16 protein-coding genes are annotated in these 15,693 nt (G+C 43.0%); 7 read left to right on the top strand and 9 right to left on the bottom strand.

Annotated features, from left to right (window positions below):
• Positions 1 to 3 precede the first annotated feature (3 nt).
• The gene (ribD, locus tag LJ658_RS17445) at positions 4 to 1,050 is read right to left on the bottom strand and encodes a bifunctional diaminohydroxyphosphoribosylaminopyrimidine deaminase/5-amino-6-(5-phosphoribosylamino)uracil reductase RibD (protein WP_230547823.1); all 1,047 of its coding nucleotides are present in this window, start codon (positions 1,048 to 1,050) and stop codon (positions 4 to 6) included.
• Positions 1,051 to 1,189: 139 nt separating this feature from the next.
• Here ribD and prmC point away from each other — a divergent pair, with 139 nt between their 5' ends.
• Positions 1,190 to 2,041, top strand: coding sequence for a peptide chain release factor N(5)-glutamine methyltransferase (gene prmC, locus LJ658_RS17450; RefSeq protein ID WP_230547824.1), 852 nt, complete (start codon positions 1,190 to 1,192; stop codon positions 2,039 to 2,041).
• A gap of 156 nt (positions 2,042 to 2,197) precedes the next feature.
• Here the strand turns inward: prmC and xerD are convergent, their stop codons facing one another.
• Complete coding sequence (gene xerD / locus LJ658_RS17455; protein WP_230547825.1) at positions 2,198 to 3,097, bottom strand: site-specific tyrosine recombinase XerD; 900 nt, start codon at positions 3,095 to 3,097, stop codon at positions 2,198 to 2,200.
• A gap of 40 nt (positions 3,098 to 3,137) precedes the next feature.
• Between xerD and aroQ the strand changes: the two genes are divergently transcribed.
• Positions 3,138 to 3,557 carry a type II 3-dehydroquinate dehydratase gene (gene aroQ, locus LJ658_RS17460; RefSeq protein WP_230547826.1) on the top strand — a complete coding sequence of 140 codons (420 nt, stop codon included), beginning with the start codon at positions 3,138 to 3,140 and terminating at the stop codon, positions 3,555 to 3,557.
• Positions 3,558 to 3,669: 112 nt separating this feature from the next.
• Positions 3,670 to 6,165, top strand: coding sequence for a mechanosensitive ion channel family protein (locus LJ658_RS17465; protein WP_230547827.1), 2,496 nt, complete (start codon positions 3,670 to 3,672; stop codon positions 6,163 to 6,165).
• A gap of 31 nt (positions 6,166 to 6,196) precedes the next feature.
• Here the strand turns inward: LJ658_RS17465 and LJ658_RS17470 are convergent, their stop codons facing one another.
• The 3 genes from LJ658_RS17470 to LJ658_RS17480 form a co-directional block, all read right to left on the bottom strand.
• Positions 6,197 to 7,237, bottom strand: a complete 1,041-nt coding sequence (locus LJ658_RS17470; protein ID WP_230547828.1) for a glycosyltransferase family 2 protein — start codon at positions 7,235 to 7,237, stop codon at positions 6,197 to 6,199.
• Positions 7,237 to 8,118, bottom strand: a complete 882-nt coding sequence (locus tag LJ658_RS17475) for a lysophospholipid acyltransferase family protein (protein WP_230547829.1) — start codon at positions 8,116 to 8,118, stop codon at positions 7,237 to 7,239. Before LJ658_RS17475 ends, LJ658_RS17470 begins: the two co-directional genes overlap by 1 nt.
• A 109-nt stretch (positions 8,119 to 8,227) precedes the next feature.
• Positions 8,228 to 9,103: a lysophospholipid acyltransferase family protein gene (locus LJ658_RS17480; RefSeq protein ID WP_230547830.1), complete on the bottom strand. Its 876-nt coding sequence runs from the start codon at positions 9,101 to 9,103 to the stop codon at positions 8,228 to 8,230.
• Between the two features lie 38 nt (positions 9,104 to 9,141).
• Here LJ658_RS17480 and LJ658_RS17485 point away from each other — a divergent pair, with 38 nt between their 5' ends.
• On the top strand, positions 9,142 to 9,753 hold the full coding sequence (locus LJ658_RS17485) for a WbqC family protein (protein ID WP_230547831.1): 612 nt from the start codon (positions 9,142 to 9,144) through the stop codon (positions 9,751 to 9,753).
• Positions 9,753 to 10,871, top strand: a complete 1,119-nt coding sequence (gene corA, locus LJ658_RS17490) for a magnesium/cobalt transporter CorA (RefSeq protein WP_230547832.1) — start codon at positions 9,753 to 9,755, stop codon at positions 10,869 to 10,871. Before LJ658_RS17485 ends, corA begins: the two co-directional genes overlap by 1 nt.
• Position 10,872: 1 nt before the next feature.
• On the opposite strand, the gene LJ658_RS17495 is transcribed toward corA, so the two are convergent.
• The 4 genes from LJ658_RS17495 to LJ658_RS17510 form a co-directional block, all read right to left on the bottom strand.
• Positions 10,873 to 11,937: a carboxypeptidase-like regulatory domain-containing protein gene (locus LJ658_RS17495; RefSeq protein WP_230547833.1), complete on the bottom strand. Its 1,065-nt coding sequence runs from the start codon at positions 11,935 to 11,937 to the stop codon at positions 10,873 to 10,875.
• Between the two features lie 22 nt (positions 11,938 to 11,959).
• Positions 11,960 to 13,057 carry a carboxypeptidase-like regulatory domain-containing protein gene (locus tag LJ658_RS17500; RefSeq protein ID WP_230547834.1) on the bottom strand — a complete coding sequence of 366 codons (1,098 nt, stop codon included), beginning with the start codon at positions 13,055 to 13,057 and terminating at the stop codon, positions 11,960 to 11,962.
• 123 nt (positions 13,058 to 13,180) lie between these two features.
• Complete coding sequence (msrA, locus tag LJ658_RS17505) at positions 13,181 to 13,837, bottom strand: peptide-methionine (S)-S-oxide reductase MsrA (RefSeq protein WP_230547835.1); 657 nt, start codon at positions 13,835 to 13,837, stop codon at positions 13,181 to 13,183.
• A 63-nt stretch (positions 13,838 to 13,900) separates the two neighbouring features.
• Positions 13,901 to 14,146: a DUF3820 family protein gene (locus LJ658_RS17510; RefSeq protein WP_230547836.1), complete on the bottom strand. Its 246-nt coding sequence runs from the start codon at positions 14,144 to 14,146 to the stop codon at positions 13,901 to 13,903.
• 85 nt (positions 14,147 to 14,231) lie between these two features.
• Here LJ658_RS17510 and LJ658_RS17515 point away from each other — a divergent pair, with 85 nt between their 5' ends.
• On the top strand, positions 14,232 to 14,471 hold the full coding sequence (locus LJ658_RS17515) for a hypothetical protein (RefSeq protein ID WP_230547837.1): 240 nt from the start codon (positions 14,232 to 14,234) through the stop codon (positions 14,469 to 14,471).
• 7 nt (positions 14,472 to 14,478) lie between these two features.
• Complete coding sequence (locus tag LJ658_RS17520) at positions 14,479 to 15,429, top strand: aldo/keto reductase (protein WP_230547838.1); 951 nt, start codon at positions 14,479 to 14,481, stop codon at positions 15,427 to 15,429.
• Positions 15,430 to 15,693: the final 264 nt, after the last annotated feature.

The raw sequence follows: 15,693 nt of genomic DNA on the forward strand, positions 1-15,693 counted from the left end.
TAATTATTGGTTGTAAAAAATTTGTAAACGATCTGTTCCTGATGAAATTTCTCCGGCAATTATACCGTTAATTTTTGGTGCTTTTATACCCGTTGTTAAACTTACCGCACCGGTAAAAACCCGGGCCTCATCCCAAACACCGGCTTCAATAAAGGCATTAAGGGTGTATGCGCCGCCTTCAATAATAACAGATTGTATGTCCTGCAAATACAACTGGTATAAAATATATTGTGGTACGTAGCGGTCAAAATCCTCTAATGCTATGTATTTGTTTTTACCATCTATATTCGTTTTAACCTCGTTAAATATCAGGGTGTCAACAGACTGATCAAAAACATGCAGATCAGCGCCCAGTTCTAACCGCCTGTCAATAATAACCCGTTTGGGCGATCTGCCTTCGCCGTAGCGCACGTTTAATTGCGGATTGTCAATCGCGACGGTGTTTTTGCCTACCAAAATTGCATCTTCCTCTGCGCGCCACTGGTGCACCAGTTTGCGCGATTCAATGCCGGTTATCCAAAACTGTTTATCGTCATCGGGCGCAAAAAAAACATCGCTGGTTTGCGCCCATTTCAAAATAACGTAGGGGCGCTGCTTTTGCACGCGGGTAAAAAAACGACGGTTTAGCCATTTGCATTCCTCTTCTAAAACCCCAACGGCTACATTCAGTCCGGCGGCCCGTAGTTTTTCAATGCCCTTACCATCAACCTGGTCAAAAGGGTCGCGGCAGCCCACTACTATTTCAGGTATGCGGTATTTAATAATCAGGTCGGCACAGGGCGGTGTTTTTCCGTAATGTGCACATGGCTCTAACGATACGTAAATGGCAGATTCTTTCAGCAGCGCCTCCGCGTTATCAAAGTTTGACAATACCTCATTTATCGCATTAACCTCGGCATGTGCCTGGCCGTATTGCCGGTGATAACCCTCGCCTATTATTTTATCATTATGCACAATAACAGCGCCCACCATTGGGTTGGGGCTAACGCTGCCCATGCCCAAAGCGGCAAGGTCAAGGCAGCGCTGCATATATATTTCGCGATCGGGCATGAGGCAAAGATAGTGATTGGAGGTTAGAGATTGGAGATTAGTGATTGGAGGTTAAAACAACAAACAGACCGGGCCTGTGGCTTGGTAACAAAACCTAATCTTTCTATTACTCTTGTATCCAAAACCCTAACTTCGTGCCATGGAAACCATTAAGGATGCCTTTATAATTTTTAAGCAGGACCTTGCCGGCATTTACGATGCGCAGGAAACCGAGGCTATTACTTTAACGGTTTTAACAGATTTGCTCAACTCATCAAAAGCTACGGTCAAGGCGTTCCCCGAAAAGGAGTTAACCTTAACCCAGCAGGAAGAAGCAAACAGCATCCTCAGCCAGTTAAAAACCGGTAAGCCCCTGCAATATGCTTTAGGCTACGCCGGGTTTTACGGCTTGAAATTTTTGGTTAACCCCGCCACGCTTATCCCCCGGCCCGAGACGGAAGAACTGGTACAATGGGTGCTGGAATCAGTTGACGGCAGACAATGGCTAGGCAACATTTTAGATATCGGCACCGGCAGCGGCTGCATCGCCATCAGCCTAAAAAAGAATTTACCCAATGCACAAGTTTTTGCGGTGGATATTTCTGCGGATGCTTTACAAACGGCAAAGGAAAATGCCGCTATGAATAAGGTTGAAGTAAATTTCGTTCAGGACGATATCCTAAACTCACAACTCAAAACCCACAACTTACAACTAATCATCTCTAATCCTCCCTACGTTACCTTGGACGATAAGAAGCGAATGCACACCAATGTGACAGATTTTGAGCCGCATAGCGCCTTATTTGTTCCTGAGGATGATCCGCTGATATTTTATAAGGCAATTGCTGATTTTGCTGTAAAAAACCTGGTTAAAGGAGGCTTATTGTTTTTTGAGATCAATGAAAGTTTGGGCAAGGAAACCGTTGAGCTATTGGAGAGCAAAGGGTTTACGAATGTGGAGTTGCGAAGGGATATGAGTGATAGGGATAGGATGGTGAAGGCGACTTATTAGAACGCGCGCCGTCGACTCACCCGGTCTACGCTTCGCTGGACCACCCTCTCTTCGCCTTTGGCGGAAAGAGGCTTAAAACCTATAAAAAAAACAACCTCTTTCCGCGCAGCGAAGAGAGGGTCGCGCTCGAAGAGCCGCGGGGTGAGTAACCGCTGCCTAATTCCGCGGATGAAACTGGATGATCGTCCCCTTTAAATATTCCTTGTCCAAATGCGTATAGATCTCGGTAGTGGTGATACTTTCATGCCCCAGCATCTCCTGCACGGCGCGTAAATCGGCACCGCCCTCAACCAGATGCGTGGCAAATGAGTGGCGGAAAGTATGCGGACTGATGGTCTTTTTTAAACCCGTTTTCAGCGCCAGGTCCTTGATCACCATAAAAATATAAACCCGGCTTAAGCGCGAGCCGCGTCGGTTTAAAAACACGTAGTCTTCCTCGCCCTTTTTTATTGGATTGTGTCCCCTCACCTGTTCAATCCAGATCTTTAATGCTTTAACCGCCGAACCGCCAATGGGTACCAGGCGTTCTTTACTGCCTTTGCCAAATACTTTGATAAACTCGATATCGAGGTAAAGGTTGGATAACTTAAGTTCGGTTAATTCAGACACGCGCAAACCGCAGCCGTACAAGGTTTCTAAAATGGCCTTATTGCGGGCGCCTTCGGGTTTAGACAGGTCTATGGCATCTATCAGCTTATTAATATCCTCATAGCTTAACGTATCCGGCAGTTTACGCGTTATCTTGGGCGATTCAAGCAGTTCTGACGGGTCGCTTTTAATGATGTCCTCCATCAGCATATATTTATAAAACGCCTTAATGCCCGACAGGGTACGCGCCTGTGATGAGGGGATCATCCCCAACTCGTTTACCCAGTTGATAAACTGGCGCAGGTCCTTCAGTACAATATTTTCGGGGTTGATGGTGGGTACCTGTGTTTCGGTATATTCATACAGCCGCTGCACATCGCGCGTATACGCTTCGATAGAATTGGCCGAAAGCGACTTTTCGAGTTTTAAATAGGCCTGAAAACCTTTTATTGCCGATGGCCAGTTCAATTGATTTTAGTTTTAATGTTTTATAAGTAAGTTTGAAGTAATGAATATACAAATTATTAACGGCCCAAATTTAAACTTACTGGGTGTACGCGAAAAATCTATTTACGGCGACAGCAGCTTTGAAACCTATTTTGTGGAGCTACAGGCACGTTACCCAAACCTTACGCTTACCTATTACCAAAGTAACGTTGAGGGCGAAATTATAAATAAACTGCATGAAATTGGCTTTAGTTATGATGGCGTGGTTTTAAATGCCGGCGCTTATACCCACACCTCGGTTGCCATTGCTGATGCGATTGCCGCTATTAAGGCCCCGGTTATTGAGGTACATATCTCAAACGTATATAAACGCGAAGAGTTCAGGCACCATAGTATGCTGGCCGCCAGTTGCAAAGGCGTAATTGCGGGCTTTGGCATGGACAGCTATCGTTTAGGTATTGAGAGTTTGATAGTTAAGTAAAACATTTTCGATTAAAAATTGTCATTGCGAAGAGGAAGAACGAAGCAATCGCGCACTTATGATTGCAGCGCTTTGTACGTAACGACAAAAGCAGTGATTTACCCCTCATCAGATGCAAAAGATATTTAAACCTTTTTTATTAATTATTACGCTGCTTGCCATTTTTTTACCGGATGCCAAAGCGCAAACCAATCACGTTAATGTACGGTCTTTAAGCGCCAAACAGCGAAAGGCAATGCATTCCCGCGACTCATTACTACGTACTTTTAACGGGGCCGACACTTCGGTAAATAACCTGCTGCAACGGCTGGAGCAATACAATACTTCGTTTAACCAGATCAAAAATAATTTTTCTGATGGTTTGGATACCGCGGATATCGGCGAGAAAGTGCCGTCAACTTTAAGAAGGCTTAATAAAATAAAGGACCAGGCCAATACACATAAAGCCAGCACCCTGCGCTATTTATTTGTTTTAAGAGACAATCTTGACCATATACAGGGGCGGCTGGAAGGCTGGCAGAAAGACCTGGATGCCATTAACAACAAATTGGTTGTTAACCAAAAAGAACTCATAAAATTTACAAAAGATTCGCTATTGCTGAAAACCATTCCGTCTGACAGCGTACTGCGAATGACATTTTTTGACCGGCGCAAAGCGGTTATTCTCTTATGGATAACTACCGACTCTATCAACCGGCGCAACCTGTTTAAGATCAACCTGCTGCAAAACAGGGTGGCTGTTGCCTATGCCAGCGCTTTAGACGAAACCGATTTAATAGACACTAAAGTTGGCCGGTTTGCAGAACGCGCCTTCCAGGGCGAGTTTGGCTATTTGTGGGACATTGATCCCCAGTATAACAACATCCGGTCGTCGATAGCGGGCACCATTAGCCTTAACAGCACCCAGCTTTACTATTTTATCAGAAAAGAAACCACACTACATTTTATAAGCCTGGTATTTTTTGTCCTGGTAGTTGGCTGGATCACCTATAACCGCGAAAAAACCAAGCGCGAAAGCGAAAGCCCGGATCTTATTTTTAAACAGGCCAATTATATTTACCGGTATCCCATCCTGTCATCCATGCTGGTGCCTATCGCTATCATTCCCTATTTTTATGATCATCCGCCGGTAATATTTCTGGAATGCTTCTTTTTAACATCGTTGATCCTGGTGATGATATTGGTAAAAAAGGTTTTCCATCCCGATTTGTTTACTGCGCTAAGCCAGTTATTTTGTTTAACCATTGTTTACAGCGCCAGTAATTTACTGATCCAGATCACCAACCTTGACCGCTTTGTGATTTTGTTTTTAAGTATCGCCGCTATTATAATAGCCTTCAGGCTCAATAAAAAAGTAAATGCCGCGCCTGACGACTACCCCAAGAATACCGGTTTTGTAATAAAAATATTTATCGGGCTTCAAATTCTGGCGCTGGTATGCGATATATCCGGCAGATTTAGCCTGGCTAAAATTATAAGCATCACTGCCACCTATAATTTATGGTTTTTAATAAGCCTGTACTTTGTTGTTGAAATTATAAGCCAGGGGATTTTGCTCCAGCTACAAACCAAAAAAGACACCGACAATATCGTCAGCTGGATCGACCAGGCGCTGTTGCAGGTAAAATTCAGGAAGATCCTGAATGTGCTGGCTACGCTGCTCTGGCTGTTCTTCCTGTTTCAGAATTTAAATGTTGACGATGCCGCTACAGATTATGTCACGGATCTTTTGGATCAGCCCCGTACGGTCGGCGGCGCTTCGTTTACTTTCGGGGGGTTTGTTATTTTCATAGCTGTAATCTGGCTGTCGTCTGTATTATCAAAGATCATCAGTTACTTTTATGATATCTCTGCGCAACGCTCAACCGATATTGATGCGTTAAAAAAGAAAAACCGCACCTCTACCCTGTTAATCCGTATCGGTGTGTTTACTTTAGGGTTTTTTCTGGCGGTATTTGCCTCCAATTTCCCATTGGATAAGATCACCATTATTATAAGCGCGTTTGGCATAGGTATTGGTTTTGGCCTGCAAAACATTGTAAATAACCTGGTATCGGGCCTGATACTGGCCTTTGAAAAACCGGTGCAGATAGGCGACATCATTGAAGTGGATAATCGCTCGGGCACTATCACTGAGATAGGTATCCGCTCAAGCAAAATAGCCACCAGCGACGGCGCCGAAGTGATTGTACCAAATGGCGACCTGATTTCGCACCATGTAATTAACTGGACCCTGAGCAACAACAACCGGCGCATTGAACTGATTATAAGTGTTAAGTACGGATCTGACCTTGAAAAGGTAAAAACGCTACTGCTCGATGTACTAAACACCCGGGAAGATATTATGACAGAACCACATCCATTAGTTTTTCTGCATAATTTAACGGGCAGTTCGGCTGATTTTAGGATATTGTTTTGGGCCGATGACATTAACCGCTGGCTCGAGCTAAAAGATCACGTACTAAGCGATATTTTTATCTCTTTTGACAAGGCGGGCATCGAGCTGGCTTCTACCGCCCAGGATCTGCATTTAAAGCTTCCCGACGGAAAAACCATAAATATTGATAATAACGGCCCGCCTGAAAACTTACCGGAGAAAAGTAAATAACAGCCAAAGGTTAACTAATAATTCGTAGCTGCTAATAAAACCGGCGAGGGTCCAGGTCAGTAAATTTTTTTAACTTTTTTACAAAGAAGGCCCACATAATGCTGCCATGGTACATCCCGGTAAGCTTAGCATTATATTTTTTCAAATGGGTGCTTGATGCATGGCTGCCCTCATCAAAAACATGCAGCAGAAAGTACCGGTGGGCCCGGCTCACTGCCCAGGCATCCTTGCGCTTGCCTTCGGTTAAAAATCTTAACAGGGCGGCAAAATCAAGTACAAACCGGGCGCCTATCACAATAAAACCTTTCCAGAATGGCAGGTTTTTTTTAATTAGTAACAGGTTGTTCCTGAAATTTAAATAAGTTTTAAAAGGATTTTCGGCAGTAAGCGTACCACCACCCACATGAAACACTTCCGACTGGGCGCAGTACATCACTTTATGACCGCTATTTTTCAATCGCCAGCATAGATCAATTTCTTCCATGTGCGCAAAAAACTGCTCATCAAATCCCTCGGCATCATCCCAGCATTTCTTCTTGATAAACATAGACGCACCCGACGCCCAGAACACCTCTCCGGACTCTTCATACTGGCCCCTGTCCTGTTCCGTTTCGTTCACGATACGGCCGCGGCAAAACGGATAGCCAAAGCTGTCAATAAATCCGCCTGCGGCACCGGCATGCTCAAAGCTGTCTTTTTGATAGTAGGCCTTTATTTTAGGGGCGGCTATCGCTATCAGCGGGTCGCTTTCCATTAAAGTTATTACAGGCTCTATCCAGCCGGGACGAACTTCTACGTCTGAGTTTAAAAGAATATAATAATCGGCATCAACCCGGGCCAGCACCCGGTTATAACCGCCGGTAAAGCCATAGTTTGAATCGTTTTGAATAATACTTATCGATGGATACTCATCCTTAATAAATTCAACCGAACCGTCGGTAGAGGCATTGTCGCCCACCACGATATCCAGGTTGGGCCATGTTGAAGCCAGAACCGATGGAAGGAACTGGCGCAGGTGTTTTAATCCGTTCCAGTTTAAAATTACAATAGCAACCTTAGGGTGGTTATTCATTAATGTACATCCTCCGGTTTAAATTTCCATCTTCGATGAGACCATAACCAGTATTGCGGCTCTCTTTTTATTATATCTTCCAAATATTTCACGTGTGCTTTTGTGATTTCGTAGGGTTCCGTTTGTTTTGGTTCCTCAAATAACGGGATTAAACTATAATTATAATAACCTCTTTTTACACGTACCATATTATAATACAGTACCACGCTGTTCATCGACCGGGCAATTTTTTCGGCCCCCAAAAATACAGGGGTTTTCTGATTTAAAAAATCAACAAAATAATCAAGCTCCTCACGCGATGGTGTTTGATCGCCCAATAGCGCTATCGCCGTCAGTTCATTTTTAAATTCAACCGCTTTACGCAAAGTTTGACGCATAGTTACCGGGATGGTACCAAACCGGGACCGTATCGTGTAAAAAAATTTGTCAAATATGGCATTTGATAATGGTTTATAAACAATCATAAACTTTTTATCTGTATAAAAATAAAAATTAAGGCCAGCCAGTTCCCAATTACAGTAATGGCCGCCTATGGCAATAATGCTGCGGCCGCGGTCATAATATTTGTTAATCAGTTCAGGATTAGTGAGTACCACCCGCTTTCGCAGTTCTTTTTCGGATAGGGTTATCGCTTTTACCGTTTCAACAATAAAATCAGCGAAATATCTAAAAAACCTCTTTTCAATTATCTTGATTTCGGTTATCGTCTTTTCGGGGAAGGAATTTATTAAATTTTGGCGGACCACCCTGCGCCGGTAGTGCACGAGGTAATAAATAAAGATGTACAAAAAATCTGACAGGATGTAGAGCAGCCAAAAGGGCAGCAACGAAAACACGTATAAAAAGAATATAGCAAGTCTTAAAAGTGCATTCTTTATCACAGTTCACAGGTAGTTTTTGCAAACTTAAACCATCGGGCCAAAACAGCCGGTGCTAAAACGGCGTTTGTGAACTATTACTAAATATTTTTACATTAATGTTATCAAAACATTAAACTTCGGGCTCCGGTTTAAACTTCCACCTTCGGTGAGACCATAGCCAATACTGCGGCTCGCGCTTTATCATCGCGTCCAGGTATTTAACATGGGCCTCGGTAATTTCGTAGGGGGCGCTGTCTTTCGAGTTTTCCACAAGCGGCACAATGGTATAGGTATAATATCCCCTCTTCACGCGCCTCATGTCATAAAAAATTACGGCCGAGTCAATCATTTTCGCAATTTTTTCAATCCCCAGAAACACCGCGGTAGGCTGGTTCAGAAAATCAGTAAAGTAATTGGTTTGCTCTCTCACCGGTGTTTGGTCGCCGGCAAAAACCGTTACTGTAAATTCATTTTTATGGGCCACCATGGTGCGCAGTGTTTGCTTCATGGCTACCGCTACGGCGCCAAAACGAGTTCTTACTTTTACAAAGAACTCATCAAACACACTACTGGTTAGCGGTTTATAGATTACAAATAAACGGGTGTGAATACTAAACTCCATCCCCGCCCACTCCCAGTTACAATAATGCCCGGCTACTGCGGTTACACTTTTACCTTTTGCTTCATAGTTCTTTACCACTTCGGGGTTGGTTACTACCACACGGCGTTGCATTTCTTCTTTCGAGATGCTGATCATCTTTATCGTTTCAATGATCAGATCGGCCAGGTATTTAAAATACTTTTTTTCGATGGCGGCCCATTCTGCGGCCGATTTTTCGGGGAACGCGTTGCGGAGATTTTCCTGCACAACCTTGCGCCGGTAACGAATAACATAGAACAATACAACAAACAAACCGTCAGACACCAGGTACAATAACCAAAAAGGCAATAAAGAGATCAGGTATAAAAAGAATATACCTAATCTTGAAAGCCCTTTATTTATCATTATTTTCGTCGAGTTTTATCTGCAAACATAATATTAATATGATTGAAAAAGGCGCTGTACTACCAATGTTTTATCTTCCGCCTGTTGCGTACTTTACGAAACTGAACGCTTACCAGCCTGATATCGTTATAGAAAGCCAGGAACATTTTCCAAAACAAACCTACCGCAACCGCGCCGAAATCTATTCGCCCGATGGCATACTTACACTTACAGTGCCGGTGGTTAAAGGTTCAAAATTGCACACGCCAATAAAGGATGTTAAGATCAGTTACGACTTTAAATGGCAGCGCCAGCACTGGATGGGCCTGGAGACCTGCTACCGGCGGTCGGCTTATTTTGAATATTATGAAGATGATTTTGCACCTTTCTATCAACAGCATTTCAACTATCTTTTTGATTATAATGAGCAGCTTTTACAAATGCTGCTGAAATTTGTCAAGATCCCGTTGCCGCTGCAGTATACCGCGACCTATGAAGCCGGATACCCGGGGCTGGATGATTACCGTGGTGCCATCAGCCCTAAAAAGGAATATATATTTGAACAAAAGCCCTATTTTCAGGTTTTTGAAGAGCGCAACGGATTCATCAAAAATTTAAGTATTGTTGATTTACTGTTTAACCAGGGTCCGCAAACCATTAATTATTTATAATGAGCCATATTAAAAGAGTACGTTATAAAACCGGCAGACAAAAAGTAGGCGAGCGCCCCGGTGCCATCAACATTCCTGATGACGCGCTGAAACCCGTTATAGCCGTATATTCATACAACGAAAAAGAGCTGGTAAAGGCCGACGGGCATGATATCAAAGTTATACTTGACCAGTTTAAAAAATGTACCGACCATACGCATTGGATACAAATAAAAGGCTTGGGCGATGCCAAACTGATTGAAGATATAGGCACGCACCTTAAAATCAATCCGCTGGTGCTGGAGGATATTGTAAATACCCACCAACGGCCAAAATTTGATGAATATGATGATTACGTTTTCAGCGTGAGCAGGCAAATTTATTTTAATGAGGAAAATGAGCTGTGCAACAACCAGTTTTCAACCCTGGTGAAAAAAAATCTGATCATCAGTTTTGAAGAGACCCACGCCGAGCATTTTGAAGCGGTAAAGGCACGGCTGGCCGCCGGTAAAGGCGCTATCCGCACCGCCGGCCCGGGTTATATGTGTTACGCATTATCAGATACCATTATAGATACTTACTTTGTACTACTGGCCAAAATTGGCGATGAGCTGGATGTCATTGAGGACCGCCTATATACCAATGCGGACAAAACCATCATGTACGATACCCAGCAATTAAAACGCACCCTGATTATATTACGAAGGATAACCTGGCCCGAGCGCGATAAGATCAATGATATTTTACGAACCGAAAATCCGTTGGTTACGGCCGAGGTTAAACTGTTTTTGCGCGATGCTTATGACCATTGCATACAGGTAATGGACCTGATAGAAAACTACAAGGAGATAGCCAATAGTGTGATTGATTTATACCTTTCAATGGTAAGCAACCGCATGAACGAGATCATGAAAGTGCTTACCATCATTTCGGTAATATTTATACCGCTGACCTTTGTAGCCGGTATTTACGGGATGAATTTTGCACGGGTTGACCCGATAACAAACCGGCAAATGCCGGATAATTTACCCGAATTATACTCGCCGCACGGGTATTTTTATGCGCTTGGCGGTATGGCTATTATAGCTATTATACAGGTAATTGTATTTTGGAAAAAGGGCTGGTTCACTAAATTATAATTTAATCCGGGACATACTCCAGCGGCAGTTGATCTGCAATGCGCTTGCGGCCCCAAAAGCCCTGTATCAACAATGTCTTGTAATCAGAATAGCTGCCACGGCGATCAATCTGGGCATCGGTCATAAATATGGAACCGGTATAGTCCAGGTTCTCGAGCGTGATATCCGATACCATGTTGCGCCCGTCTTCTTTGGCTGCTTTTTTCTTATCAAACAAAACATAAAACCGCATTTTATTATATCTGAAAACCATTAGGGTGCTGTCAGGGTGTTTTACGATCTGTTCGGCTACAATGGGTATCGACTCAATAACCAGTGGAAAGAAAGGGCTCAAAATTTTATAAACCAGGAAGCCCTCCTTGCGTGATGTACCGGCATATAACGACCTTAAATAGTGCATTAAAGAGCCTTCATAAGCTTCTTTCCTGTTTTTTTGCCAGGTTAGTTGCTGTTGGGGCGTTCCGTTTAACTGCTCAAAAATGCAGTCGCCCTCATAATTGGTCACATCTTTACTATGATCATATTGGAAAAGCTTAAGCAGGTATTTAATACGATAACCTAAGGTGCTGTTTTCAATAATCAAAAAGTCGGAAGTGGTTGCTTTCAATATAGATTTAGCGGTTGAAAACTCTAACAATTCGGGGTTAATTATTTTACAATATTTAGCATTGTCAGATTGTCCCATAAAATATTTAACAAATGTTTTTAGGTGCTTTTCGCGTATGGATTTATCGCCTATGACCACCTCACCTAAAAGGATCTCTTTTTCGCCAAGCGTAAGCTCAACCGTTTCTGATTTATCTTTTACAATAACATTTTGCTTTGCAGAGGCATAACCCAGCATATTAACCACTAACTGGTAAGTACCGGCCGCTATCGTATTAAACTTAAAATAACCCTGACCGTCAGTAATGGTAATTTTTTCTGATCCGGCAATAAATACAGTTGCCGATTGGATTTTCTCGCCTTTTGAATTTTTAACGGTTCCGGTTATGGTATAAGTATGCTGTGCGTAGGTGTTTAGTTGAAACAGCACGAAAACAAATAATGCAAGGATCTTTTTCATTTAGAAGGTGGGGCTTTGTAATTTAATTAGGTGAAGATGGAGATTTATCGGGATTGTATTCGAAAGGTAACTGATCTGCCACTCTTTTCTGGGCCATGAAACCAGAGATATATAAATTCTTGATATCATACTCTTCGATACAACCTTCGCTATCAAACTGCCCGTAAATTTTATAAACCGTGCCGTTTCGGGGGATTCTGTATAGTCTTACGTCTTTATTTCCTGTTACCGGGTCCTCCAGTGCAGCCTTTTCTTTATCAAATAACGTGTAAAACCAGCTATCGCCGAATTTAAACCGGGCCAGGTTATTACCCGTTCGCTTAATAATTTGGTCAGGGTGAACAGGCATTGGCCGCATATCTACAACGGGCCTATCATAGGCGGTAACCTCATATAATATAAATCCTTCCTTGCGTGCCGTACCGGCGTATATAGATCTCAAAAAGTGCATCATCGATCCCTGGTAGGCCAATTTTCGGTTATTTTCCCAAATTGCCTGTTGCGCCGGGGTGCCTGTTAAAGCTTCAAAACTATAATCGCCATCATAATGAAAATATGCGCCGTTAAATGAGCCCCTAAAATATTTAAGCAAATATCTTACACGGTAACCCAATGCCTGATTTTCAATGATCAAAAAATCTGATGATATTGCAAATAAAGCGGTCTGGTTTTCATAGAACTTGATTATTTGCGGATTAAGTATTTTGCAGTCCTTACTGTTACTGCCTTTACCTATAAAATAACTGGTAAAAATATCTAATTGCCATTGCCTTCTTTTATTTACCTTACTGCCTATAACTACTTCGTTAAGCACCGTCTCGCTTTCGTCTAATTTCGCGTCAAGCACTTCATCCTTATTTTCAATAACTATAGTTTGCCTTAAAGGGTTATACCCCACCATGGTTACAACTAACTGATAAATGCCCGGTTTAACTTTAAAGTTAAAACTGCCATTAGCATCTGTAGCCATAATTTTTTCAGAACCCGCCACAAATACAGTTGCCGATTGAAGCGCCACGCCCTTTGAACTTTTAACTGTCCCGCTGATAGTGTAAACCGCCTGTGCACGGCTATCAAACCGGAGGAATAAAACAGTTAACAGGGCCAGGAGATATTTCATTATAGTGTCAAGGCTATTGTTGGTTTATACAATGTGAAGATAAAAATATTAACCAAACATTAGCACCCCCCCCAAAAAAGCCACCTTACTTTAGGTAAGATGGCTTTTTATAATATGATATTTCTATTTCTGGAACTCGGGCTTTAAAAAAGCTTTTTCCATGGCGCGCATTTTCATAACCTTTGGTACAGAAACCGACTGGATATAACCGGCAGAGGGATGTGCCCGGTAATATCCCTGGTGATACCTTTCCGCTGCATAAAAAACCGTGAACGGAACCACCTGCGTTACTATAGGTGCATTGTAATGATGCGAGGCATTAATTTTTTTAATCAATGCCAATAAAATTGCCTTCTCTTCGGGTGTGCGGTAAAACGCTATCGAACGGTAGTCGGTACCCTCATCAGGACCCTGATAGTTAAGCTCGGTTGGGTTATGGGCGTAAAAAAAAGCCTCGGCCAGTTTTTCATAGCTGATAACCGCAGGGTCATAATACACCTGCACTGTTTCGGCATGGCCGGTGGTGCGGGTACATACCTCTTCATAAGTCGGATTTTTGGTGGTGCCACCTGCAAAACCGGCCACTACCTGATCTACACCCTTAAGCTCGGACAGTGCTTCGCCCATGGCCCAGAAACAACCGCCGCCAAAAGTAGCAACCGCCTGGCCGGGTTTAACTTTAGGCAGCTTTACGATATTCATATCGCCGGGTTTATCCTGGCCGTTGGCACAGCCAAAAACAACCAGGCTAAATAAAATGTACAGGATTGAATTTTTCATACCATTGAAACTTTAATAAATAAATATACGCAACCTGCCGTCAGGCGGATGGTCATCAGGTTGTCATTTACCCTGTCCCTTCAAGGTAGTTTTCACCAGGGTAAGGATGCTGTTTAACCCGTTGAGTTTGATCTCGTAAACGCTTGATAACATCATACCCAATTTACCCGGCGGAAAGCCTTTGTTTTTGAACCATTCCAGGTAAGAAACGGGCAAATCGCTTATAAAAGCACCTTTGTACTTACCAAAAGGCATTTTAGTTTGAACGATATCCACGAGTATTCTTGAATCTGGTTTAATTTGTTCCATAGGGTAAAGATAATATTAGTTAGTTGACTAAAATCAGGCAAACAGAATTTACTAAATACTGTTGTTAGGATACATTAATTTTATCATGGAACCACAATTTAAAGCAACACTAACCGGTACAGAAGGCCCGGTTGAAGGAATTATTAAACACGTTACCTACGGAAATACCAAAAAAGCTTATCAATTTGATTCGTTAGATGATACCCTGCACCTGGTAATAGCACCCGATGAACACGGACAATGGCATAAAGTTGCCGGTACTGAACCTTATCTTTTTGGCTGGGTTGATGAGATGGCTGAGCAAATAACAAAATTGCACGCGTAATTAAGTTATGGAAAAAAGAGAACTGGGCAGATCCGGGATCTTTGTGAGCCCGTTTTGTTTTGGCGGTAATGTATTTGGATGGACCGTTAATGAGCAGCAATCATTTGAGTTATTGGATGCCTATGTTGACTCAGGACTTGAATTTATTGATACGGCCGATGTTTATTCAAAATGGGTACCGGGAAATAAGGGCGGCGAATCTGAAACTATTATCGGCAACTGGCTTAAAAAATCAGGCAGGCGCGATAAAGTAATTATAGCTACCAAAGTTGGTAAACCAATGGGCCCGGGCAGGCAGGGCCTGTCAAAAGCCTATATCACCGAAGCCGTGGAAGATTCTTTAAAGCGCCTGCAGACGGATTATATCGACCTGTACCAGTCGCACGACGATGATCAAAACACGCCGCTGGAGGAAACGCTGGCAACTTATACCGACCTGATCAAACAGGGAAAGGTAAGAGGCGTAGGCGCATCGAACTTTACCGCCGCCCGGCTTAAAGAATCTTTGGATGTAAGTAAAGCCAACGGCCTTGCACGTTATGAAACGCTGCAACCTGAGTATAATCTATATGACCGGGAGGGCTATGAAAAAGAACTGGAGCCGTTATGTGTCGGCAATAATATAGGTGTCATTACTTTTTACTCATTAGCCAGCGGCTTCTTATCGGGCAAATACCGGTCAGAGGCTGATCTTTCAAAAAGCGCCCGCGGCGGCGGCGTTAAAAAGTACCTGAACAGCCGTGGCTTTAAAATCCTGACCGCACTTGACGAGGTGGCAGCCCAATACAAAACTACACCCGCAAGTGTAGCCATAGCCTGGGTAATGGCCAGGCCGGGCATTACCGCGCCTATTGCAAGCGCAACATCAGTTAAACAGTTGCATGATACCACGCAGGCGGTGCAATTAAACCTGGACGATAAAGCTATTGCTTTATTGAATGAGGCAAGCAGCTATTAAAAAACTTATTTTTAACAACAATAAAAAAGCCACCTCGCGGTGGCTTTTTTATTATAATATATGATGGAGGAAATTATAGTTAAGACCTAAAACCGTTACGGCTATGTTGTCCCTGAGAATCAGCGAAGTGCTCGCCTGAGTTGAGATAGTCACAATTTAATCTGACAGTTACGATAATTTAAAACACGTAACAGAGATTAGTATTATGACAACCCAAGCAAAGATCATCAAAAACAAGATGGGCATATTGGAGCTTGCCCAACA

Origin of the sequence: Mucilaginibacter sp. UR6-11 (assembly GCF_020880695.1) — a bacterium.
GTDB lineage: Bacteria > Bacteroidota > Bacteroidia > Sphingobacteriales > Sphingobacteriaceae > Mucilaginibacter.

Bases quoted from the DNA above. Each gene is read 5' to 3' on its own strand.
- ribD (WP_230547823.1), bottom strand. From the start codon at position 1,050: ATGCCCGATCGCGAAATATATATGCAGCGCTGCCTTGACCTTGCCGCT.
- prmC (WP_230547824.1), top strand. From the start codon at position 1,190: ATGGAAACCATTAAGGATGCCTTTATAATTTTTAAGCAGGACCTTGCC.
- aroQ (WP_230547826.1), top strand. From the start codon at position 3,138: ATGAATATACAAATTATTAACGGCCCAAATTTAAACTTACTGGGTGTA.
- LJ658_RS17465 (WP_230547827.1), top strand. From the start codon at position 3,670: ATGCAAAAGATATTTAAACCTTTTTTATTAATTATTACGCTGCTTGCC.
- LJ658_RS17470 (WP_230547828.1), bottom strand. From the start codon at position 7,237: ATGAATAACCACCCTAAGGTTGCTATTGTAATTTTAAACTGGAACGGA.
- LJ658_RS17480 (WP_230547830.1), bottom strand. From the start codon at position 9,103: ATGATAAATAAAGGGCTTTCAAGATTAGGTATATTCTTTTTATACCTG.
- LJ658_RS17485 (WP_230547831.1), top strand. From the start codon at position 9,142: ATGATTGAAAAAGGCGCTGTACTACCAATGTTTTATCTTCCGCCTGTT.
- corA (WP_230547832.1), top strand. From the start codon at position 9,753: ATGAGCCATATTAAAAGAGTACGTTATAAAACCGGCAGACAAAAAGTA.
- LJ658_RS17495 (WP_230547833.1), bottom strand. From the start codon at position 11,937: ATGAAAAAGATCCTTGCATTATTTGTTTTCGTGCTGTTTCAACTAAAC.
- LJ658_RS17500 (WP_230547834.1), bottom strand. From the start codon at position 13,057: ATGAAATATCTCCTGGCCCTGTTAACTGTTTTATTCCTCCGGTTTGAT.
- msrA (WP_230547835.1), bottom strand. From the start codon at position 13,837: ATGAAAAATTCAATCCTGTACATTTTATTTAGCCTGGTTGTTTTTGGC.
- LJ658_RS17510 (WP_230547836.1), bottom strand. From the start codon at position 14,146: ATGGAACAAATTAAACCAGATTCAAGAATACTCGTGGATATCGTTCAA.
- LJ658_RS17515 (WP_230547837.1), top strand. From the start codon at position 14,232: ATGGAACCACAATTTAAAGCAACACTAACCGGTACAGAAGGCCCGGTT.
- LJ658_RS17520 (WP_230547838.1), top strand. From the start codon at position 14,479: ATGGAAAAAAGAGAACTGGGCAGATCCGGGATCTTTGTGAGCCCGTTT.